Origin of the sequence: Vreelandella subterranea, assembly GCF_900111305.1 — a bacterium.
In the GTDB taxonomy this organism is placed as follows: domain Bacteria; phylum Pseudomonadota; class Gammaproteobacteria; order Pseudomonadales; family Halomonadaceae; genus Vreelandella; species Vreelandella subterranea.
Genome location: NZ_FOGS01000003.1, coordinates 279085 through 298713, shown reverse-complemented (window position 1 = coordinate 298713; position 19629 = coordinate 279085). Strand labels below are relative to the sequence as shown.

General features: G+C 60.6%; 22 protein-coding genes. 12 read left to right on the top strand and 10 right to left on the bottom strand.

Annotation, left to right across the window (positions count from 1 at the left end; translation table 11 throughout):
• Window positions 1-35: 35 nt before the first annotated feature.
• A complete protein-coding gene (locus tag BMX75_RS06940) occupies window positions 36-1172 on the bottom strand; it encodes a glycerate kinase (RefSeq protein ID WP_092826492.1) in 1137 nt (378 codons plus the stop codon).
• Window positions 1173-1264: 92 nt separating this feature from the next.
• On the opposite strand from BMX75_RS06940, the gene BMX75_RS06935 reads away from it, so the two are divergent.
• Genes BMX75_RS06935 through BMX75_RS06920 form a run of 4 tightly spaced genes read left to right on the top strand, consistent with a single transcriptional unit; the run spans window position 1265 to window position 3829 of the window.
• Complete coding sequence (locus tag BMX75_RS06935) at window positions 1265-1810, top strand: hypothetical protein (RefSeq protein ID WP_092826490.1); 546 nt, start codon at window positions 1265-1267, stop codon at window positions 1808-1810.
• On the top strand, window positions 1807-2166 hold the full coding sequence (locus tag BMX75_RS06930) for a hypothetical protein (RefSeq protein ID WP_092826488.1): 360 nt from the start codon (window positions 1807-1809) through the stop codon (window positions 2164-2166). Before BMX75_RS06935 ends, BMX75_RS06930 begins: the two co-directional genes overlap by 4 nt.
• Window positions 2163-2834, top strand: coding sequence for a DUF1007 family protein (locus tag BMX75_RS06925; protein ID WP_422822063.1), 672 nt, complete (start codon window positions 2163-2165; stop codon window positions 2832-2834). The genes BMX75_RS06930 and BMX75_RS06925 overlap by 4 nt, the downstream gene beginning before the upstream one ends.
• Window positions 2831-3829 (top strand): nickel/cobalt transporter, encoded by a 999-nt coding sequence (locus BMX75_RS06920; RefSeq protein WP_245748406.1) that lies wholly within the window; start codon window positions 2831-2833, stop codon window positions 3827-3829. The genes BMX75_RS06925 and BMX75_RS06920 overlap by 4 nt, the downstream gene beginning before the upstream one ends.
• On the opposite strand, the gene BMX75_RS06915 is transcribed toward BMX75_RS06920, so the two are convergent.
• Window positions 3826-4251 (bottom strand): HIT domain-containing protein, encoded by a 426-nt coding sequence (locus BMX75_RS06915; RefSeq protein WP_092826486.1) that lies wholly within the window; start codon window positions 4249-4251, stop codon window positions 3826-3828. The genes BMX75_RS06920 and BMX75_RS06915 overlap by 4 nt on opposite strands.
• Before the next feature lie 146 nt (window positions 4252-4397).
• Here BMX75_RS06915 and BMX75_RS06910 point away from each other — a divergent pair, with 146 nt between their 5' ends.
• Both BMX75_RS06910 and BMX75_RS06905 read left to right on the top strand, forming a co-directional pair.
• Window positions 4398-4529 (top strand): entericidin A/B family lipoprotein, encoded by a 132-nt coding sequence (locus BMX75_RS06910; protein WP_092826484.1) that lies wholly within the window; start codon window positions 4398-4400, stop codon window positions 4527-4529.
• Between the two features lie 81 nt (window positions 4530-4610).
• Window positions 4611-4964, top strand: a complete 354-nt coding sequence (locus tag BMX75_RS06905; protein WP_245748405.1) for an I78 family peptidase inhibitor — start codon at window positions 4611-4613, stop codon at window positions 4962-4964.
• Here BMX75_RS06905 and BMX75_RS06900 read toward each other — a convergent pair.
• The 7 genes from BMX75_RS06900 to BMX75_RS06870 form a co-directional block, all read right to left on the bottom strand.
• Window positions 4961-5965: a hypothetical protein gene (locus BMX75_RS06900; protein WP_092826482.1), complete on the bottom strand. Its 1005-nt coding sequence runs from the start codon at window positions 5963-5965 to the stop codon at window positions 4961-4963. The genes BMX75_RS06905 and BMX75_RS06900 overlap by 4 nt on opposite strands.
• A gap of 44 nt (window positions 5966-6009) precedes the next feature.
• Window positions 6010-6558 carry an acyl-CoA thioesterase gene (locus BMX75_RS06895; protein ID WP_422822062.1) on the bottom strand — a complete coding sequence of 183 codons (549 nt, stop codon included), beginning with the start codon at window positions 6556-6558 and terminating at the stop codon, window positions 6010-6012.
• 45 nt (window positions 6559-6603) lie between these two features.
• A complete protein-coding gene (locus BMX75_RS06890) occupies window positions 6604-7914 on the bottom strand; it encodes a short-chain fatty acid transporter (protein WP_092826478.1) in 1311 nt (436 codons plus the stop codon).
• A gap of 96 nt (window positions 7915-8010) precedes the next feature.
• Window positions 8011-9300 carry an MATE family efflux transporter gene (locus BMX75_RS06885; RefSeq protein ID WP_092826476.1) on the bottom strand — a complete coding sequence of 430 codons (1290 nt, stop codon included), beginning with the start codon at window positions 9298-9300 and terminating at the stop codon, window positions 8011-8013.
• A 9-nt stretch (window positions 9301-9309) separates the two neighbouring features.
• The gene (locus tag BMX75_RS06880; protein ID WP_066318235.1) at window positions 9310-9558 is read right to left on the bottom strand and encodes a YfhL family 4Fe-4S dicluster ferredoxin; all 249 of its coding nucleotides are present in this window, start codon (window positions 9556-9558) and stop codon (window positions 9310-9312) included.
• A gap of 73 nt (window positions 9559-9631) precedes the next feature.
• Window positions 9632-10126, bottom strand: coding sequence for a pantetheine-phosphate adenylyltransferase (gene coaD / locus BMX75_RS06875; RefSeq protein ID WP_092826474.1), 495 nt, complete (start codon window positions 10124-10126; stop codon window positions 9632-9634).
• Window positions 10123-12009, bottom strand: coding sequence for a beta-ketoacyl synthase (locus BMX75_RS06870; protein WP_092826541.1), 1887 nt, complete (start codon window positions 12007-12009; stop codon window positions 10123-10125). The genes coaD and BMX75_RS06870 overlap by 4 nt, the downstream gene beginning before the upstream one ends.
• Window positions 12010-12322: 313 nt before the next feature.
• Here BMX75_RS06870 and trmB point away from each other — a divergent pair, with 313 nt between their 5' ends.
• From trmB to BMX75_RS06840, 6 genes are read left to right on the top strand one after another with little or no spacing between them, the layout of a single operon-like run.
• Window positions 12323-12988: a tRNA (guanine(46)-N(7))-methyltransferase TrmB gene (trmB, locus tag BMX75_RS06865; protein WP_092826472.1), complete on the top strand. Its 666-nt coding sequence runs from the start codon at window positions 12323-12325 to the stop codon at window positions 12986-12988.
• Window positions 12985-13314 carry a DMT family transporter gene (locus tag BMX75_RS06860; RefSeq protein WP_092826470.1) on the top strand — a complete coding sequence of 110 codons (330 nt, stop codon included), beginning with the start codon at window positions 12985-12987 and terminating at the stop codon, window positions 13312-13314. The genes trmB and BMX75_RS06860 overlap by 4 nt, the downstream gene beginning before the upstream one ends.
• A 10-nt stretch (window positions 13315-13324) precedes the next feature.
• Window positions 13325-14794 carry a D-alanyl-D-alanine carboxypeptidase/D-alanyl-D-alanine endopeptidase gene (gene dacB, locus BMX75_RS06855; protein ID WP_092826468.1) on the top strand — a complete coding sequence of 490 codons (1470 nt, stop codon included), beginning with the start codon at window positions 13325-13327 and terminating at the stop codon, window positions 14792-14794.
• 25 nt (window positions 14795-14819) lie between these two features.
• A complete protein-coding gene (locus BMX75_RS06850) occupies window positions 14820-15191 on the top strand; it encodes a diacylglycerol kinase (RefSeq protein ID WP_092826466.1) in 372 nt (123 codons plus the stop codon).
• Between the two features lie 31 nt (window positions 15192-15222).
• Window positions 15223-18177 carry a bifunctional [glutamate--ammonia ligase]-adenylyl-L-tyrosine phosphorylase/[glutamate--ammonia-ligase] adenylyltransferase gene (glnE, locus tag BMX75_RS06845; protein ID WP_092826464.1) on the top strand — a complete coding sequence of 985 codons (2955 nt, stop codon included), beginning with the start codon at window positions 15223-15225 and terminating at the stop codon, window positions 18175-18177.
• Window positions 18178-18230: 53 nt separating this feature from the next.
• A complete protein-coding gene (locus BMX75_RS06840) occupies window positions 18231-19124 on the top strand; it encodes an AEC family transporter (RefSeq protein WP_092826462.1) in 894 nt (297 codons plus the stop codon).
• Between the two features lie 44 nt (window positions 19125-19168).
• On the opposite strand, the gene BMX75_RS06835 is transcribed toward BMX75_RS06840, so the two are convergent.
• A complete protein-coding gene (locus BMX75_RS06835; protein WP_092826460.1) occupies window positions 19169-19528 on the bottom strand; it encodes a hypothetical protein in 360 nt (119 codons plus the stop codon).
• Window positions 19529-19629 lie beyond the last annotated feature (101 nt).

Here is a 19629-nt window from a genome sequence, read left to right as displayed (position 1 = left end):
CTGTAGGTATTAAGTGCTGACGAGGCCGTCGCTTTTCAAGGGCGGGCCGCCCGCCAGAGCCGAATCAGGTTTTCGCAGCGGGCTTCAAGCAGCTCTGCCGTGCGCGGTAAAGCGTCGCTTAACGGCATCGGGCCATCGGCAAGCGCAAAGGCGGCGGTCACGCCCTCCTGGAAACAGGCCTGCCAGCCATCGCCCAGACTGCCCGCTAATACAACCACCGGTACCTGTTGCCCTGCAGCCGCCCGCGCAACGCCGATGGGAGTCTTGCCGGAAAGGCTCTGGCCGTCCAGGCGCCCCTCACCGGTAATCACCAGGTCGGCCTGGGCGAGCAGGGTGTCAAACCCGGCCTGCTGCATGAGCATGTCGATGCCGGGTTTCAGCGTGGCACCCAGGAAGGCGTGCGCCGCAAAGCCCATGCCGCCCGCTGCCCCCGCGCCGGGCAGGTCGCGGTCATCCCGGCCCAGAACATTGGCCGCGATGTCGGCAAAGTGGCCAAGCGCCTGGTCAAGTTGCTGAACCTGAGCGGGGGTCGCCCCTTTTTGTGGTCCGAAAACGGCGCTGGCGCCGTGCTCGCCAAGCAGCGGGTTATCGACATCCACGGCGGCGTCAATGTCCAGCTTGCCAAGCCGAGGGTCCAGCTCCTCTAATGACAGCGTCGCCAGGTCGGCAAGCGCTGCCCCGCCCGGAGGCAGCGACTGCCCCTGGCTATCGAGCAAGCGAGCCCCCAGCGCCTGAAGCATGCCAGCACCGCCATCGTTGGTGGCGCTACCGCCCAATAAAAGCAGCGCTTTCTCTGCGCCGTGATCCAGTGCGGCGAGAAACAGTTGGCCTACGCCATAGGTAGACGTATAACGCGCATCGCGCTCCTGCTCGGTAAGGGGTTGCAGACCACTGGCTTCTGCCAGTTCAATAAACGCGGTACGCTGGTCAGCGAGCCAACCCCAAGCGGCCATACGCGGGCGGCCCAGGGCATCCAGCACCGTTTGTTGGCGACGCTCGGCCCCGGTTGCCGCGATCAGGGCGTCGAGGCTGCCTTCACCGCCGTCAGCCAATGGGCAGATCAGCGGATGAAGGTCGGTGGCTGCCCGTGCGGCGCCACGGGCCATGGCATGTGCCGCTTCTTCGGCGCTCAGTGCGTCTTTAAAACTATCGGGGCAAAACAGGATATGCATGGGCACCCTTTTCAATGATCATGGTCAGTAGAGTGAGCTTAGCGCGCCGTGTCGGTGCAAACCAGCGCCACCCGTCAACCCAAGGAGTGGTTATGAAGTGGATGCCTTTCAGTTTCATATGCCTGCTCGCCCTTGGCGGCTGCCAGGCGGTACCGTCATCGCTGCCCTACGCGGACCCCCCGCCTTCCCAGGCGTGCTACTTTCCAAGCGCTGCGTCTTCAACCTTGACCGCAAGTGTCGATGTGCTGACTGAATGGGGTTTCAGCCTGGACGCAAGCGATACCCGGCTAGGCCTGTTAAGCGCCAGTCGAGAGCGTGAGCTACATGGCGCGTCGGACCTTTACGCCTCGCCGCACTTCAGTTCTCGAACGTCGCTGAGCGTGTTCGGTGGAATGGGTATTGGCGGCCGGTCGCACTTGGGGGTCGGCTTGGGCGGTGGGTTTGGTCAGTTGCCCATTGAAGTGGAGCGTGTATCGCTATTGTGGGATAACCATCACGTGCGGGTGTCACGGGATATCCGCCGGTTTGACCAGTATGGCAGCTTGCGCACGGGGCGTAGCGCCAGTACCGACGATTTTTGCGCGCGATTCCAGCGTGCCCTGGACGCGAATACGGCCACAGGAGACAGCCCATCATGAGCGTGATTCACTGGGCCGCGGCTGGCTTGCTGGTAATGCTCAGCGGCTGCGCGACGACAGCATCACCCGAGCCCCGCGAACTGGTCTATCAGGTACCGTCCGAAGACACCTTTCGTGCGGCAGTTAGCCTGATGATCGAGCAAGGCTATGTCGTGCGCCATGCCGATTTATCGCTTGGGCGTGCCGAAGGCGTGTTGGCCCGCTGGCCTGGTTACCGGCTAGTGCTCGAGGTGAATGAGGTAGGCAGGGAAAGCCATGTAAGCGTTTCGGCGTGGCGGGGCGGGCAGCCGTTACCGCCTGATCGTCTGGATCCATGGCTGGTGGCGCTCCAGAGTCGCCTGGAGGTGGCACCATGAGGTTTGTCACCCGTTGGCTGACGCCTGCATGGATGGGCTTTATAGGGGCGTTGAGCCTGTTGACCAGCGCGAGCGCCATGGCGCATCCCCACGGATGGATCGACATCAGCGTCCGTGTGCTTACTAATGACGAGGGGCGGGTAACGGGGCTGCACCAAACCTGGCAAATGGATCCGTTCTATAGCCTGGTGGTGTTCGACGAGCTGCAACGTGTTGATGGGGCGACGCTCGACGAGGGGCTGGATCAGCTGGGCGGCGAAATACGCAACAATCTCGCAAGCCAAGGCTACTTCACCGAAGTGCGGGTGGACGGAGAGCGCCTGCCGCTGGGGGAGGTGAGCGAATACACTGCCATGCAACGCGATAATCGACTGACGTTTATTTTTATCCTGCCGTTTGCATCTGCGCCAGCATTAAGCGGCAGCAAGCTCACGTATCAAGTCTATGACCCGACGTATTACCTTGAGGTGGTGCATGAAGCAGAAGGTGACCAGCCAAGCGACAATGCCCTTGTGCTGCGTGCCATGCCCGAGTGCGAACTCTCCATCATGCCTGCGGACCCGGATCCCGAGAAGGTCGTGGAGGCGTCACGCCTTGATGCCGATGAAAGCGGCGAGCCGGGTTTAGGGCGTTATTTTGCTGAAACAGGCCAGGTGGTGTGTCCATGATGTCTCGGCGTTTACCCTGGGGGCTGCTATGCCTGTTAGCGGTGTTGGTAGCGGTGGCCAGCCTTGTTGTGTGGCTGGGTGGGCCGACCTCCATGAGTTATACCCTGCTCGGCTGGCAGCGTGAGCTACACCGGGAACTCACCCTTGCACTGACGGCGCTTTCGGCACAGTCAGCGGCGGCCACCTGGGCAGCACTGCTGGGCGTAAGCTTCGGCTATGGCGTGTTTCATGCCGCCGGGCCGGGGCATGGCAAAGCGGTGCTGGCAACATTTCTGATGTCTCACGGTGGCGCCGTAGGGCGTGCCCTGGGGCTTTCGTTTGCCGCGGCGCTGCTTCAGGGGCTCACGGCCGTTTTATTGGTGGCCGTCCTGGTCTACGGCCTCGGCTGGGTGACGCGTCAGGCGATGGGCAGTGTCGTATGGGTGGAATACGCCAGTTTTCTTCTGGTAGCCGCGCTGGGCGTATGGCTTTGCTGGCGGGCTGTCGGCCAGCTGCGCCGAGCTTATGCTATGCACGACCACGACCACGACCACGACCACGACCACGACCACGACCACGACCATGCATGCTGCGGGGGACATCATATTAGCCCGCAGCAGTCGCTGGATTGGCGCACCGCGCTAATGACCGTCGGTGCGATTGGCATGCGCCCATGCAGCGGGGCGGTGCTGATGCTGGGGGCTGCAGGCCTGCTGGGCCAGTTTGCCGTGGGGGTGGCCGCTGTTGCCGCCATGTCGCTGGGTACGGGGCTGACAGTGTCGGTGCTTGCGTTGGCCAGTGTGGTGGCGCGGGGCTGGGCACAGCGGCGCCTGGCGCGTCAGGGGGCGACTCACCGGCGCGCTCAGCGGGTAGCCGGCTGGGTCGCGCTTGCGGGGGGCATCGTGATCGTGACGCTGGGCGTTTCCCTCTGGGCGGCGGGCGTTGCCCAGCCCGTGGGTGACCCCGTGTTGGGGGAACCGCCGTCTCGGTCAGGCAATCCGCTCACTGGCGGTTAGCCCCTTAGGTCCAGCGTTTCGATCAGCGCCGTGAGGTGTGCCTGAATTGCCTGCTGTTCGCCGGGTGAATAAGGCTCGGCAATACCGTGGCCCCAAACCGGTGCTGGCCAGGCGTCGTCGTCATGGCGGCGAATCACCACATGCACATGCAGCTGGCTGACCACGTTACCCAACGTGGCGATATTGAGCTTGTCGCCGTTAAAGGCGGCCTTCATCGCCCGGCCCAGCTGGCCGGCCTCCCGCCAGAGTTGTTGCTGATCGTCGGGCGTCAGTTCAAACACCTCGCTCAGCGCAGCATGCCTGGGCACCAGGACCACCCAGGGATAGCGCGCGTCGAGCATCAACAGGGCGCGACAGAGCGGCAAGTCTGCCAGTGGCTGCGTATCGTTAGCCAGGCGTTCATCGAGTAAAAAGGGCGTCATTAGTTGGTTCCTTATTGGGGAGTGCATCCTGTGCGCGGCAAAGTAGGCGTAATCCTGAAAAGGCTGTTACCCTGAAAGTGCTTTTGGCTCATACGCATTGAGTTGAAGTATCCCGATAGTGAATGAATTTGTTAAGGAGAACACTCATGAAAAAACTACTGGCAATGAGCTTTATTCTTTTAATGTCGGCAGGCGCACTGGCGGGCTGTAATACTATCAGCGGGGCAGGTAAGGACGTACAAGAGGGCGGTAAAGCCGTTCAAGACGCTGCAAGCTAAGCAAAACGGTGCTTAGCGGGCCGACGTTTTGCGTCGGCCTGCTGCGTTATAAGCGCTTTTTATGTGACAGGAGTTCCAAGGATGACATGTCAACGTGGTTGGCAGCTTGCTGTTTTGATGTTTTTCCCCCTCTTCTTGGCAGCCTGTGCCCAGACGCCAGGCAAAGGAGGCGAAGTTCCGAGTGCGCCACCGCCTCCGACGGTGGATAACGCTCAGTCTTCCGGTGATGAAGCAGCCTGTCGTCTGGACGACATTCAGTACGCCGTGGGAATGCCGCTTGGTGACCCGTCAAGCGACGCGCTGGCGCGCCAAGGTGGCGCTGAGCAAGTCCGCGTGTTGCGACCAGGGGAGGCGGCCACCATGGACCATCGCCCCGGGCGGTTGAATATCCACCTCGATGATAATGACGTCATCGAAGAGCTTCGATGCGGTTAGTCGTAGCGGTCCTTCCAGCGCTGGCGGTTGACCTGTTCTTTAAGTAATTCCAGGACGTCGTACACCACCTGCTCGGTGACCCGGTCACTGCCTTCGTCCGGTGTCAGCCAGCTGTCAAAGCCGTTTTCCGCCGCGCCTTCAACGAGCCGTTGGAACTCGGGGGAGTGAATCGACAGGGCGACTTCATCTACCAGCCGTTGGGCAACGCCACTTAACGACGCTTCCATGGCGCTGGCTGCAGGCTCACCCATGGGCAGGCGTCGCAGCCGCTGGATTTCGGGGCTTTCACGCAGCGTACGGCTGACCAGGTTGCTGATTGCCGCCATGATGGCCTGTCGGTTGTGCTGGTAGGCGGTGCCCACCGACGTCTCGAGCCGCTGGGCAATTTCCTGGATGAGTTGCTGTTTGCGAGGCATGACGACACGGTCTATGACCTGTTCGGTCAATGAATCGCTTGAGCGTATCTGCTGCTGAACATTCCCCAGCAACCGCAGGGCGATACGGTCGGAGAGCTCTTCCAGCAAGATATCGTAATACTTGGCGAAGAACTGATAGATCCACCAACCCTTGACGTTGATCAGACGCAGCCGGTGCAGCCGGTACAGCAGCGAGATAACCCGCAGAATGCGCAGCCAGCGCAACCCGCTCAGGGGGATGCAGCCCAGGACGTCGTACCAATGTACAAAGGGGTAAAAGAACCAGCGATGGTAGCGCCGCTCGGCAATCGCCACGGCCCAGCCCAGCAGCACGTCGGCGATAAAAATGCCGACAAAGAACAGGTCGATGGTAATAAAACGGCTGTGAATGGTTGTCGCGTAGGCGCTGTGAAAACTCGGCGATACCGCCTCTATCGTCTGGTTGATCGGGGGGAGTAAAAATAGCGAATCGAACAACAGCAAACCGAGGTTGATGACCACGGCTGCCAGAATGAAAAAGTCCCAGCCGATATGCGCGTACTCAACACCCTTGGGAAGATGAGGGCGGCGCTCCCTGGCAGGCATGGCAACTCCTTTGGCTTAGTGGGCGGGTGTCGCGCAAGACAGGCTCAGGTCGGCGTCTGGGATTGATGCTGCTGCTGAGCCAGCTGTTCCTGATCCTCGGCTTGTTTGCGCATTTTCTTGCGCAGGGCGGCTTTCTCAAAGCGTAGCTGCTGCAATGGCGTTTCCAAGGCAAGTGGCGGAACGCGAGCGGGTTTTCCGTCGGCGTCCACTGCCACCATGCTGAGATAGCAGCTATTGGTATGGCGAATCAGTTTTTTGCGGATATCTTCCGCCACTACCTTGATGCCAATTTCCATCGATGAGCGCCCTACATGATTGACGCTGGCCAAAAAGGTTACCAGCTCGCCAACGTGAATGGGTTGCTTGAAAAGCACCTGATCCACCGACAGGGTGACCACGTAATGGCCCGAGTAGCGGCTGGCGCAGGCGTAGGCCACCTCGTCGAGCTTTTTGAGAATCGCACCGCCGTGAACTTTGCCACTGAAATTCGCCATGTCAGGCGTCATCAAGACGGTCATGGACAATTCGTGCTGACCGGGCAGGGCGGTCATTGGGGTTTCCGACATCGGCTCTACTCGTCTCTTGATATCCATGTAAAGCGCCTGCCGATAGGGCAGGCGCTGAGGCATTACCTGAGCTTAAAACCACACCAGGCCAACCGAGATGATGGCGCCGGTGATAAACAGCTGAACCAGGCAAAAGCCCATAATATCCTTGGCTTTCAAGCCTGCAATGGCCAGGACGGGCAAGGCCCAGAACGGCTGCAGCAGGTTGGTCCAGGCATCACCCCAGGCAACGGCCATGGCAATGCGTGAAATATCCGCCCCCAGTGCTTCCGCTGCGGGCAGCATGACCGGTGCCTGAACAGCCCACTGGCCACCGCCCGACGGCACAAAGAGGTTGACGACCCCGGCGCTGATGAACGACCAGAATGGCAGTGACGTTTCCGTGGCAAACGAGATCAACCACTCGGACATGCTCTGTGCCAGGCCTGACTCCACCATGATGGCCATGATGCCGGCATAGAAGGGGAACTGAATGACAATGCCAGCGCCACCTTTAATGGCTTCGTGCAGGCTGTTGAGCAGGTTGCGCGGTGTGCGGTGAAGGACAATCGCCAGAAACAGGAACAGGAAGTTCACCACGTTGAGGTTCAGGCCGCCCCCACGCAGCAGGAAATGATCCGCCAGGAAAAGCAGGCCGGGGATACCGACCAGCCAGGCCAGAGACGTGCTGTTTTCCAGCTTTTCAGCCGGGCGGGTAATACGGCCTTTGGCTTCGGGCTCATCGTCCAGCAGCTTGGTATCCACATAGACGCTGTCTTTTTCGTCCGGCAGCATCAGCCGGTTGACCAGCGGAATGGAGACGAACAGGCACGCCACAATGGCCAGGTTGAAGAACGCAAACACCGTTGAGCCGGTGCCGATAACGCCGATATCATCAGCGGCGAAGTGGCCCTCGGTGGCAATGGTGAGCGGAATTGACCCCGCCAGGCCCCCGTGCCAGACCACAAAGCCGGAGTAGGCGCTGGCGACCAGCAGGCGGTAATCGACGCGCACCAGGCGCGCCAGTTCCTTGGCAAACAGCGCACCCACCACCAGGCCGAAGCCCCAGTTAATCCAGCTTGCCGTCAGCGATACCAGGGTGACCAGGATAATCGCGCCGCCGGGGCTTTTTGCCGTACTGGCGAGGCGTTGCAGCAGCCGTTTGACCGGTGGCGAACTGGCCAGCATGAAGCCGGTGACCAGTACCAGCAACATCTGCATGGAGAAGGTCAATAACCCCCAGAAGCCATCGCCCCAGAAACGCAGGACGGCCAGTGGTGTCTGGCGCTCGATAGCGATCGCCGCGACTGCGGCAATCAAGGTCAGTAGCAGTACAAAGATATACGGGTCGGGAAGATAGCGTTCGACCATCTTCACCGCCGGTTTGGATATCATTTTCAACATGGCAGGCTCACTTTTTCATTATTAGGAAGTACAACGCTAATATACGGGGCAACAGCCACTTTTTCATCCTGGCAGCCAGATTTGACAAGCGCTTGATCAACGCCAGCGCGTAAGGCGGTAGTGGCGGTAATAGCCTATCAGGACAGCCGAGCGCACGCAGGTAAATACCATGAAGGCGAGCCACAGGCCATGGTTGCCAAGCCCCTGGGCCAGCCACCAGGTAGGCAGATATGCCGCCAGGCCAATAAAGATGCTGTTGCGCATGGCGGCGATGGAGGTGGTGCCGATAAACACGCCGTCCAGCAGGTAGCTCCACACGGCGATCAGCGGCATCACGACCATCCAGGGCAGGTAAACAGCGGCGGTGGCGCGCACCTCTTCAAGGCCGGTGAGCAGGGCAATCAATCCATTGCCGCCGAGGGCAAACACGAGCGCGGCACCGGCGGCGGTCCACCAGGAAAAGCGCGCCGCCGCCCGGACCGTATCGGCAAACGCTGACCAGTCGTCACGGCCAACAGCACGCCCTACCAGCGATTCCGCTGCGTGGGCAAAGCCGTCAAGGGCATAGCTGGTGAGCATGATGAATTGCAGCAGTACGGCATTGGCGGCGAGGATGGTATCGCCCTGGCGCGCCCCCTGGGCAGTGAAAAACGCCATGGCAAACAGTAGCCCGAGCGTACGTATGAAAAGATTGCCGTTGACGTTAAACAACGCCGCATAGGCGGAAAGCACCCCCAGGCGGCTGCGTAGAAAAGTCCCTTTGAGCTTGCCTAGCTGTCGCAGGACAAGAAAGCCCCCAAACGCCAGGGCGGAATAGTCGGCGATCACGCTGGCCCACGCCACGCCGTCGCTGGAGAGGCCCAGGCCCATCACGAACCACACATCAAGCACGATATTCACGCTGTTGGTCAGCACCAGGATCATCAGCGTGACGCGGGCGTTCTGCTGGCCGAGAAACCAGCCCAGAATGGTGTAATTGGCCAACACCGCCGGGGCCGACCAGAGGCGTATTTCAGCGTAGCTTCTGGCAAGCGCAGTGGCGGCCTCGCTGCCATCGAGCAGCCATAGCCCGAGGGAGACAATCGGCGATGCAAAGACAATCAGCAGGCTGCCGATCACGATTGCCATGATCAGCGACTGACCGAGCAGGTTGCGCACGTCGCTGTCGCTTTCGCGGCCGACGGCCTGGGCCACCAGGCCGGTGGTGCCCATGCGCAGAAAGCCAAACCCCCAATACAGGAAGCTGAACAGGGTGGCGCCCAGAGTGACGGCGGCCAGGTAGCGGGAGTCAGGCAGGTGGCCGACCACGGCCGTGTCCACCAGCCCGAGCAGCGGAACCGTGATGTTGGAGATGATGATGGGCCAGGCTAGCGGCCATATACGCACCTGATTCGCCTAGGCAGCCGTGATCAGCCGGTACTTGTGCATCAGCTGGTCGTGCGTTTCGGGGCGTTCCGGGTCAAGGGGGATGCAATCGACCGGGCAGACCTGCTGGCACTGGGGCTCGTCGTAGTGGCCGACGCATTCGGTGCACAGGTTGGGGTCGATTACATAGATTTCTTCGCCCGGCGAGATGGCGTCGTTGGGGCATTCGGGTTCACAGACGTCGCAGTTAATGCATTCGTCGGTAATCATCAGGGCCATGGGTATACCTCACGGATGGCGTTAACATCCAGGTAATGTTATTACCTGACTGTTTTACTCAACAATAGCGTCGTCAGCTAGTGTAGTGCTTACGCAACGTCTCTGCGACCTTGGGATGGACCAGCGGTGAAACATCGCCGCCAAGCTTGGCAATTTCCCGCACCATCGTGGAGGAAATGTAGGAGTTTTCCACCGCCGGGGTGAGGAAGACACTCTCAAGTTCCGGGTTCTGGGCGCGGTTCATGTTGGCAAGTTGCAGCTCGTACTCAAAGTCGGAGACGGCACGCAGTCCGCGCAGGATAATCGTTGCCCCCTGTTCGTGCATCATGGAGGTGAGCAGATTGGAAAAACCGATCACCTCCACGTTGGGTAAGCCCGCGCAGACCTCCTGCGCCAGCTCGATGCGGGTGGCTAAATCCAGGTGAGGGTGTTTGCCGGGGCTGGCGGCGATCGCAATCACCACCTTGTCGAACATGCGGGCACCACGCTCGATCAAGTCGTAATGACCGTGAGTGATGGGGTCGAAGGTGCCCGGGTAGACGGCGATATTGACGCGCTGGTACGTCATGACGCTGGCTCCTCATCGTCCAGGCGGCCGAAAGGATTATCGCTTTCCAGCGATACCGCCTGATCATAACCGGGAATATGGATGCGATCCGCCCGAATATCCAGCTCGGGACCCTCAAGTACCGCTTCGCCAAACTGATAGCGGGGCGCGTAATGGCCTCGGTCGGCATGCTCCAGATACGCGGCGGCATTCTCGCGAACGCTTTCGCGGCGCGTTTTCCAGGCCTGGATGGCAGCGGTGCCGTGGCGCTGGGTTAACAGGCGTTCGGTCACCGCGGGTGATAGCACAACGCCGGTCGCGTTGTTACCGCCGAACCCCTTGGCGTTGATGAGGGCGGCATCGGCGTTAAACGACTGGGCAACTGACGAAAAGCGCAGGCGGTCGGCGTAGACGTCGTCGGCCACGGCGTCCAGGGTGGGGATGCCGGGTAGTAATTGGTGGGCAAAGCTGCCCAGCGCGCTGACTAGCTGGTCACCCGCCGCGCTGCCTTGAGAGTGACCGATAAAGGCTTTGACGGCCACCACCGGCCAGGCGTCGATGCCGTTGGCGCGGGCGATCTCATCGAAGACATGGGATTCGGTGATGCGGTTTTTAGGCGTGCTGGTGCCATGAGCGTGCAGGAAGCTGCGCGACTTCAAGGCGTTGTCGCCCAGCATGTTACGGATCAACGACGCTGACTTGCCCAGCGTAATATAGTTGCCGATACCGGGCGCCGAAATGGACCGTTTGTAGCCGTCGGCGTTGACGAACACCTCCGGCACGGCACCCAGAATATCGGCACCCACTTCAAGGGCCAGGGCGTCGTCCATCAAGAGCACAAACTGGCTGGCCTCGGCCATGGTAAAACCACAGTTGCGTGCAAAGGGGCGACAGGCGCGCTGGTAATCTGCGTCGGTCAGGAGCTCCAGCGCGTCGAGGGCCTTGAGGCTGGCATCATCGGCCAGTGCGCCCATGGCCCTAAAGCCTTCGATAATTTCGGGGGTAATCGGCGCATCGGCGGTGCCGACCATCACGACTCGGCGTCGCCCGGCGCGAATATCGTCGATACCCAATCGCAGATTATAGAGAAAGCTCGCGCAGGCGCCCAGCGCGGCGCCGGTGCCGCCAACGCTGCCCAGTACGTAGGCGTTCAGGAAGTCGGCGGGCATCTGGCCATAGCCTAACGGCATCTGTTTGGAGGTGGCGCGCTGCCCGCTTACCAGGCTCTTGAGCAATCCTCCCCAGCCCTGTTCGTCTAGCTGGCCGATCGAGTTGCCCGCATAGACGGCAATATGGTCCGGATTCAACTGCTGGCGAAGGTGTTCCCAGGAAAGGCCGCTGGCGCCCAGGCAGTCGCTGGCCCCAAACACCGACATCGCCAGACCGCGAGGGTGATGTACGCTGCGGTAAAGGCTGGCGGGATCGAAGCCGGTCGGCAGTTGAGCGGCCGCGCGTACCTTGGGGGGCTGCGCATCGGGCAGCAGGGCGTTCATTTCACCCGCAGGCACGCAGACGTCAACCGTACGCAGGTCGATATCCTGGATCTGCCAGCTGCTGGGTAGCTGCTCAGGCAGCTGCCGACGGCGCAGCCGAAAGCGCAACGGCTCGGCGAGTTGCATGCTGACGTGGCGATTGGCGGGCAGCCCGGGCTCACTAAACCGCGGGTCTTCGTTGCGGCGAATGAGCGTGTGGTTGAGAACGTATTCGCGTAACGTATCCGCGGGCGCTTTGACGGACTGCCCCGTGTTGTCGTGCCACCCCTGGGGAGACGGCGAAGCCAAGCGCATCAATGCCGCCAGCCCCTCTATTGTCTGGCGTTGCTGGTCAGCAGGGAGCGCATCAAGCACGGTCCGGCGGAAGGCCTGATGGCCCGAGGTTCTGCCAGCGGGATTGATGCCGCCCATGCCGACAATCACCGGTAAGTGTGACAAGCCGGGTTCCTCGTGGTGCGGTGGTTTAAATAACAGTTATCGGCAATGCGTCACTGACAGTAAAACCTGTTGCTTATAAGCAAAGAGTCTTACCCGCCGCTTTGCACTTAATAAATATGACAAAATGCGTGTTACTGCCAATGATCATATCACCGTGCGAGCAGCGGCGTCATGCCGCAACCATGTCGGGCTGGTAGAATCGCCTTATTTACGCGACTTATTGCGCGCTGGCCCCCGGGGGGGCATGACGCGATGGTCAACGGATCCTTTTTACATGAGAGTCAATATGCAGCAGCTTTCGCGGCCGGTGGTGACCAATCAGCCAGGCCCTCACCACGATTTGGCCCGCCGGGTCAGCCGTGGGCTCACACATCCACTGCGCAAGCCGATTGCGAGCCATACCCAGGCGGCATTCGCCTCGGTAGCGCAATGGTGTGAGCGCCAGACAGGCCCGCTGATACTCGATGCAGGTTGCGGCGTGGGGCTATCGACCCGGCGGCTGGCGGAGCGATTTCCTGATCACACCGTGATTGGTGTCGATCGCAGCGAGGACCGGCTCACCCGGGCCCATGGCGAGCTACCTGAGAATGCCCGGCTGGTGCGTGCCGATCTGGTCGACTTCTGGCGGCTGGCGCACCAGGCCGGGTGGGTGCCCGAGCGGCACTATCTGCTTTATCCGAACCCTTACCCCAAGGCGTCGCATTTGAAAATGCGCTGGCATGGACATCCGGTCTTCCCCACACTGTTGGCGCTGGGTGGCTTGCTGGAGGTTCGCTCAAACTGGTCGCTGTATATTGAGGAGTTCGCCATGGCGGTTTTTCAGGCGACCGGTCAGCGGGCCGAGGTCAGTGAATGGGGGCCCAGCGGCGACTATTTAACGCCGTTCGAGGCCAAGTACCATCAAAGCGGCCAGACGTTATGGCGTTTGCGTGTGGCATTGGAGTCGAGATGACATTTGTCTATTTGGTGCTGGCGATTATTGCCGAAGTGATTGCCACCAGCGCGTTAAAAGCGTCAATGGGGTTTACCCGTCCGCTGCCAAGTCTTCTGGTGGTCGGTGGCTATGGGGTGGCATTCTACTTGCTGAGTCTGGTGCTGCGCAGCTTGCCTGTCGGGATCACCTACGCCATCTGGGCAGGGCTGGGTATCGTACTGGTCACGCTGGTTGGGGTGGTGGTTTTCGGCGAAAAGCCGGATGTGCCCGGGATCGTCGGTATTGGCCTGATCGTCGCTGGTGTAGTGATGCTACAGGTGTTTTCGAAAATGAGTGTTCATTAAGGAGAGGCGGATGTTGCGCGGTGGCTGGCAGCGTTTTAGTAGCAGTGATTGGGGATGGCGGTCAGCAGTGGGTGTGCTGAGCCTATTGATCAGCTGTCCTTTATGGGCCGACTTTGGCCGGGTGGGTCAGCTCCAGGAAAAGGGATTTGCCGTCAGCGCCGAGGCGCGTTTGCTGAATGCCGATGCGGCACCGCTGGCAAGCATTGAGCCGATGAGCCAGCTTTCCCCGGCATCGGTTACCAAGGCGTACCTGGCCGCTGCTGCGTTGGAGCGCTTTGGCCCCCAGCATCGGTTTACCAGTCAACTGATCAGTTCCGGGCGCGTGCAGGATGGCGTGTTACGCGGCGACCTGATTTTCGAAGGCGGCGGTGACCCCGGCCTGACCACCGAAGATATCTGGCGTTTGGTGCAACGGTTGCAGCAAGCAGGCGTGCGCCAGGTCGAGGGGGCCCTGGTTGTCAACCAGTGGCGCTTTGGCCCCGTGGACTGCATCACCACAGACCGTTGCGATGCGCTGACGCGCGTCGCCAATGCCTATAGTGCCCCTCTGTCGTCGGCTGGGGTGAATTTCGGTAGCTGGTGTGCCAACGTCGCACCGGCGTCGGCGCCCGGCAACCCGGCGCGTATATCGCTGTGCGACAGCCAGTCGTTGGGCGCCACGATTGACAATCGAGTGGTCACCAAGCCCGATAATAGCGGCACCGAGATCAGTGCCGAACGGATCACCAACGCCGACGGTGATGTCTTTCGGCTGAGCGGGCAAATATCGACCAATGCCCGGGCACGGGATGTCTATCGTGGTGCCGGAGATGCCGCCGAGGTCACCGCCGAGGTACTGCTGGACATGCTCCGGCAGGCAGGGATCAGCGTACGCGATGGCTGGCGACTCACCTCGGTACGGCCGCCGGGTGATGCGCAGCGTCTTGCCGCGGTGGATAGCAAGCCGCTGCAGGAGTTGCTGCTGCGCATCATGAACTATTCGAATAATTACATGGCCGATGTGCTGGCCCTCAACCTGGTGGAATCTCCCCAGGCTCAGCTTCGCGAGGCGGGGCTGGCATTGGAGCATTATGCCCAGAGCCTGCCGGGGCACGGGCCGCTGACGCTATACAGCGGTAGCGGGCTGACCACCGAAAACCGCACGTCGGCACATGGCATCAATGTGATGCTGACCGAGATGTTCCATGAAAGCGCGCTGTTTCCGAGTTTCATCGCCGCCTTTCAGTCACCCGCCAACGGCGTGATGCGTTTTATCCGGCGCGGTTCCGATACCTTTCAACACAACGTCATGTTAAAAACCGGTACGCTTAACCAGCCCTTTGCCGTGCGCGCCGCTGCGGGCTACTTTCGCACGGCACAGGGTCGCTGGGGGGTATTCAGCGTGCTGGTCAACGGCAATGCCAGTACACCCTACCTGAACTGGTCGCAGGTGCTGGATCCGCTGACCCAGGATCTTGAAGCCATGATACTCGCCAATTGATGACGTTATTTTTGAGGCAATTGCCATGAAACCAGGGCATACCGGTTTGACACATTTAGCGCACTCGACGCGCTACTCATGGAAAGGGTTGAAAGCGGCGTTCCGCAACGAATCCGCGTTTCGTCAAGAGGTAACGATTACCGCCATTCTAATGCCGCTGGCCTGGTGGATAGGCGAGGGTCCGGTGAGCTGGCTGTTATTGATCGGCAGCTGCTTTGTGGTATTGATCGTCGAGTTGCTCAATAGCGCCATTGAAAACGTGGTTGACCGTATCGGCACCGAGCATCATGAGCTGTCCGGGCGGGCCAAGGACATTGGCTCGGCCGCCGTGATGCTGTCGTTGATACTCGCAGGGCTCACCTGGGGGCTGTTAGGCTGGCAGAAGTTCATCGGCTAACGTATCAAGTTTCCAGGGCAGCGAGGTCATTATGCAACTCAATGAAGCGTTTTTACCGTTCGATACCTTACCCAAAGCGCTTCAGCCGGTGACGAAGCAAGCATGGCAGCGGCTGTGTGAGGCGCTTTCCCAGGCGGATAATGTGGCCGACATGACCGACCAGCCACTGCCATCCGCTGAGTGGCCGTCGCTGTCTGCTGAACGCCGCCAGGCCCTTTTGCGCGTGCTTTCGATCTCGAGCTTTGCCCTCGATACGCTGATCCGTTATCCCGACTGGCTGGCGACGCTCGACAGTGGTGGAGAGCTGGATGCCACGCCCTCCCGCGAGGACCAGGTCCAGTTGTTAGCCAGCGCGCTGGAAAATGCCGACGACGAAGACGCCATGCACCGGGCCATTCGCCGCTTCCGGCGTGCGCGTATGCTGGGTATCGTTTGGCGAGACCTCAACCGGCCATCGGGCTACACCATGTGGGATACCGCCCATGCGGTCTCCCGACTGGCAGAAATTTGTCTTGAAGCGGCGCTTGGCTGGCTCGAAGAGTTTTATGCCCCGCGCTGGGGGCTGCCAGCCCCTACACGCGATGGCGAGCCGCAGCGGCTAGTGGTGCTGGGTATGGGCAAGCTGGGGGCCGGCGAGCTGAATCTGTCCTCGGATATTGACCTGATCTTTGCGTTTGCTGAAAACGGTGAGACCCAGGGCGGTCGCAAGCCGCTTGAGCACCAGGAGTACTTCACCAAGCTGGGCCAGAAGCTCATCGCCGCGCTGGATGCAATGACCGCCGAGGGCTTTGTCTTCCGTGTGGACATGCGCCTGCGCCCGCTGGGCGATGGCGGGCCCCTGGTGGGCAGTTTTGCGATGCTTTCCAGCTATTACCAGGATCAGGGCCGCGAGTGGGAGCGTTATGCAATGCTGAAAGCGCGTCCTGTCGCGGGGGATCTGGACGCGGGTGAGGCGTTGCTCGCCGGGCTGCGCCCCTTCGTGTACCGCAAGTACCTGGATTTTGGTGCCATCGAGTCCCTGCGCGAACTGAAAGCGATGATCAACCGCGAGGTGAAGCGCAAGGGCATGCAGCAAAACATCAAGCTCGGGCCGGGCGGTATCCGCGAGGTCGAATTTGTGGTGCAGGCGTTTCAACTGATTCGCGGTGGGCGCGACACCGAGCTTCAGGTGGCTTCCTTGCAGACGGCGCTGACACGCTTGCCAGCGCTTGGGCTGTTACCGCAGGAAGTGGTGGATGATCTGCTGCCCGATTACGCCTTCCTGCGCGATATCGAGCACGTCCTGCAGGCCCTGGAAGACCGCCAAACGCAAACACTGCCCGGCGACGAAACGGATCGTGAACGGGTCGCGTTTGCCATGGGGCATGAGGACTGGCCAAGTCTCGTGCACCAGTTGGAGGAGGCTCGCGAACGCGTCCGTCAGCATTTCGACGCGGTGATTGCCGAGCCAGAAGACGAGGTGGAAAACGAAAGCGATGAAAAGACGCCGGGTCTCGAACAGTGGCGGCTGCTGTGGCGCGGCGAGCTGGAGCAGGACGAAGCCCTGGAACGCCTGGAGGAAGCCGGGTTCCAGTCGCCTGACCAGACACTCAGGCGACTGTCCCGCCTGTATCATTCGCGTCAGGTGCAAAGCATGCAGCGGATTGGCTTTGAGCGCCTGGATGCGCTAATGCCCCTGCTGCTCGACGCCCTGGCCGAGAATGACACGCCGGATACCGCGCTTTCGCGCGTTCAGCCCCTGATCGAAGCGGTCCTGCGGCGCACGGCATACCTGGCCCTGCTGCGTGAAAACCCCCATGCGCTGGAGCATCTGATGCGTTTATGCGCGGCGAGTCCCTGGATCGCCGAGCAGCTGGCGCGTTACCCCATTCTGCTGGATGAATTGCTGACCCCCGATACCCTCTATACGCCGGCCGATAAAGACCGGCTGGCGGATGAACTGCGCCAGACACTGAACCGGCTTCCCGAGGATGACGAAGAAGCGCAGCTCGAAGCGCTACGGGTCTTCAAGCATGCCCAGATGCTCCACGTGGCAGCCTCGGATATCGCGGGCACCCGGCACTTGATGAAAGTAAGCGATTACTTAACTTACATCGCCGAGGTGATCCTGGATGCCGTGCTGGCAATGGCCTGGAAGCATCTCGCCGCCAAGCATGGTGTACCCAGCGGCTGTGATTCCCGCGAGCCCGCGTTCTTGATTGTGGGTTACGGCAAGCTCGGGGGAATCGAGCTGGGCTATGGGTCCGACCTGGATCTGGTGTTTCTCCACGATAGCGACGGTCAGGGCGCTACCGATGGCCCGCGGCCCATCGATACGCCGGTATTTTTTACCCGCCTGGGCCAGCGGATTATTCATCTGCTCACGGCGGTGACGCCGGCGGGCAGTCTGTATGAGGTCGACATGCGGCTCAGGCCTTCGGGCAATTCCGGCCTGTTGGTCACCTCGCTTGCCGCCTTTGCCGATTATCAGCGCCAGCACGCTTGGACCTGGGAGCACCAGGCACTGGTTCGCGCACGGGTGGTGGCCGGCAACGCATCGTTGGCAGACAAGTTTGATCAGTTGCGTGGGGATATTCTGGGGCGCCAGCGGGATACGGCCGTCTTGCGGGAAGAGGTGGTCAATATGCGTCAAAAAATGCGCGACCATCTTGCTACCAAAAGCGGGGGAGATACTTTCAATCTCAAGCACGACGCCGGTGGCATGGTGGATATCGAGTTCTTCTGTCAATACGCGGTGTTAGCACTTGCTAACCAGACACCGTCACTCCTGACCTATAGCGATAACATCCGTATTTTAGAGGCTCTGGCAGAGAGTGGGCACTTACCCAAGGAGGAGGCGGAACAGCTTCGCGACGCCTATCTTGCGTACCGGAGCGCGACCCACCGGGCCGCGTTGACCGGTGACAAAGCGGTGGGGCTTGCCGCTGACTACGCCGAGCACCGTAATGTCGTCACGACATTGTGGCAGCGTTTTCTGGCGCCTTGATGCAGGGATACGAATGGCGATAACACGGCAGGTAAACAGCACAGAGGTGCGCGATGATCGGTAATATCCTCGGCACCTTGCTGCCCGTTTTTCTGATTGCCGGGGCGGGGGCTGCCTATGGACGGTTTCGCACGCCGGATATCCGCAGTTTAAACACCCTGAACATGGAGCTGTTTGTCCCGCTTCTGGTGTTCGCGGTACTGGCCGACCGGCAGGCGCCATTGGCCGATTACGCCTGGCTGGCAGGTGCGGCCGTAGCGGTTGTGCTGGGCTCAGGGGTGTTGCTGTGGCCGGTTGCACGCTGGCTGGGTCTGGATATCAAAACCTTCCTGCCGCCGATGATGTTCAACAACTCCGGCAACATGGGCGTGCCCTTGCTGGTCCTGGCATTCGGTGAGGAAGCGCTTCCGGCGGCGGTCGTGGTCTTTATTGTCGAAATGCTGCTGCACTTTTCGGTGGGGCTTTACATGCTCAACCCGCGCACATCGCTTTGGCATTTGTTGCGCATGCCGATTGTGGCCGCCAGCCTGGCAGGCTTGGCCGTCAACGTGAGCGGGCTGCCATTACCCGAGTGGTTGCTGGAGGCAATGAACATGCTGGGCGGGGTGTGTATCCCGTTGATGCTGTTTGCGCTCGGGGTGCGGCTACTGGATGTCGATTTCAGCGACTGGCGTACCGGCCTGCTCGGCGCCTTGCTGTGCCCACTGTCGGGGCTTGCCATTGCGCTGCCGCTGATTGTGCTGCTGCCGCTGAATAGTCTTCAGGCGGCGGTGTTGCTGGTATTCGGTGCGCTACCGCCTGCCGTGCTGAACTACCTGGTCGCGGAGCAGTATCGACTGTCGCCGCACAAGGTGGCGTCAATCGTGTTGATCGGTAACCTGGGCAGCCTGTTGGTGATGCCGCTGACCCTGGCGGCTGCCTTTATCTGGCTTCATGCTCCCCAATAACGCCAGCTGCCGTGAAAAAGGGGCACTCAAGCTATCTGACATCGTCAGTTTTTCTTTTCCGTTTCACTTTTGATTTCGTACTGCCCTTCAAGCACATCCCGGTGACGAGTGCCTGAAGAAGGCTCAGAGTGATTGCCGCCAATGTCATGGGCCTGTTGGGCGCGCATCTGCTCCATGCGCTTTTTCATCTTGTGGCGGACAAACGGCATCATGGCCCAACCGGCCAGCAGGAAGAAAAACCCTAGCACGACGCCGACAATCATCAACATGCCAAATGCCAGCCAGGTGAAAAGCAGCTTTAAGCCACCCGCGACGCCATTGGGTTGAGTCCGTGTCGCCCGGGCACGCCATTGGTGGGCAGCCTGCCAGGCGGCATTACGTTGATCACGATTCATGTGGGGCATGCAAGCCTCCCTCGTTTGGTCACACCGATTGGAACACACTGGTCGAGGAGAGTTCAGTCTGCTTGACTCGGTGATAACGTTAAGACTGCTTTGCATGCAGA

Bases quoted from the DNA above. Each gene is read 5' to 3' on its own strand.
- BMX75_RS06930 (WP_092826488.1), top strand. From the start codon at position 1,807: ATGAGCGTGATTCACTGGGCCGCGGCTGGCTTGCTGGTAATGCTCAGC.
- BMX75_RS06920 (WP_245748406.1), top strand. From the start codon at position 2,831: ATGATGTCTCGGCGTTTACCCTGGGGGCTGCTATGCCTGTTAGCGGTG.
- glnE (WP_092826464.1), top strand. From the start codon at position 15,223: ATGCAACTCAATGAAGCGTTTTTACCGTTCGATACCTTACCCAAAGCG.
- BMX75_RS06860 (WP_092826470.1), top strand. From the start codon at position 12,985: ATGACATTTGTCTATTTGGTGCTGGCGATTATTGCCGAAGTGATTGCC.
- BMX75_RS06840 (WP_092826462.1), top strand. From the start codon at position 18,231: ATGATCGGTAATATCCTCGGCACCTTGCTGCCCGTTTTTCTGATTGCC.
- BMX75_RS06900 (WP_092826482.1), bottom strand. From the start codon at position 5,965: ATGCCTGCCAGGGAGCGCCGCCCTCATCTTCCCAAGGGTGTTGAGTAC.
- BMX75_RS06870 (WP_092826541.1), bottom strand. From the start codon at position 12,009: ATGGGCGGCATCAATCCCGCTGGCAGAACCTCGGGCCATCAGGCCTTC.
- dacB (WP_092826468.1), top strand. From the start codon at position 13,325: ATGTTGCGCGGTGGCTGGCAGCGTTTTAGTAGCAGTGATTGGGGATGG.
- BMX75_RS06880 (WP_066318235.1), bottom strand. From the start codon at position 9,558: ATGGCCCTGATGATTACCGACGAATGCATTAACTGCGACGTCTGTGAA.
- BMX75_RS06905 (WP_245748405.1), top strand. From the start codon at position 4,611: ATGACATGTCAACGTGGTTGGCAGCTTGCTGTTTTGATGTTTTTCCCC.
- BMX75_RS06935 (WP_092826490.1), top strand. From the start codon at position 1,265: ATGAAGTGGATGCCTTTCAGTTTCATATGCCTGCTCGCCCTTGGCGGC.
- BMX75_RS06925 (WP_422822063.1), top strand. From the start codon at position 2,163: ATGAGGTTTGTCACCCGTTGGCTGACGCCTGCATGGATGGGCTTTATA.
- BMX75_RS06850 (WP_092826466.1), top strand. From the start codon at position 14,820: ATGAAACCAGGGCATACCGGTTTGACACATTTAGCGCACTCGACGCGC.
- BMX75_RS06915 (WP_092826486.1), bottom strand. From the start codon at position 4,251: ATGACGCCCTTTTTACTCGATGAACGCCTGGCTAACGATACGCAGCCA.
- BMX75_RS06910 (WP_092826484.1), top strand. From the start codon at position 4,398: ATGAAAAAACTACTGGCAATGAGCTTTATTCTTTTAATGTCGGCAGGC.
- trmB (WP_092826472.1), top strand. From the start codon at position 12,323: ATGCAGCAGCTTTCGCGGCCGGTGGTGACCAATCAGCCAGGCCCTCAC.
- BMX75_RS06895 (WP_422822062.1), bottom strand. From the start codon at position 6,558: ATGGATATCAAGAGACGAGTAGAGCCGATGTCGGAAACCCCAATGACC.
- coaD (WP_092826474.1), bottom strand. From the start codon at position 10,126: ATGACGTACCAGCGCGTCAATATCGCCGTCTACCCGGGCACCTTCGAC.
- BMX75_RS06940 (WP_092826492.1), bottom strand. From the start codon at position 1,172: ATGCATATCCTGTTTTGCCCCGATAGTTTTAAAGACGCACTGAGCGCC.
- BMX75_RS06890 (WP_092826478.1), bottom strand. From the start codon at position 7,914: ATGTTGAAAATGATATCCAAACCGGCGGTGAAGATGGTCGAACGCTAT.
- BMX75_RS06835 (WP_092826460.1), bottom strand. From the start codon at position 19,528: ATGCCCCACATGAATCGTGATCAACGTAATGCCGCCTGGCAGGCTGCC.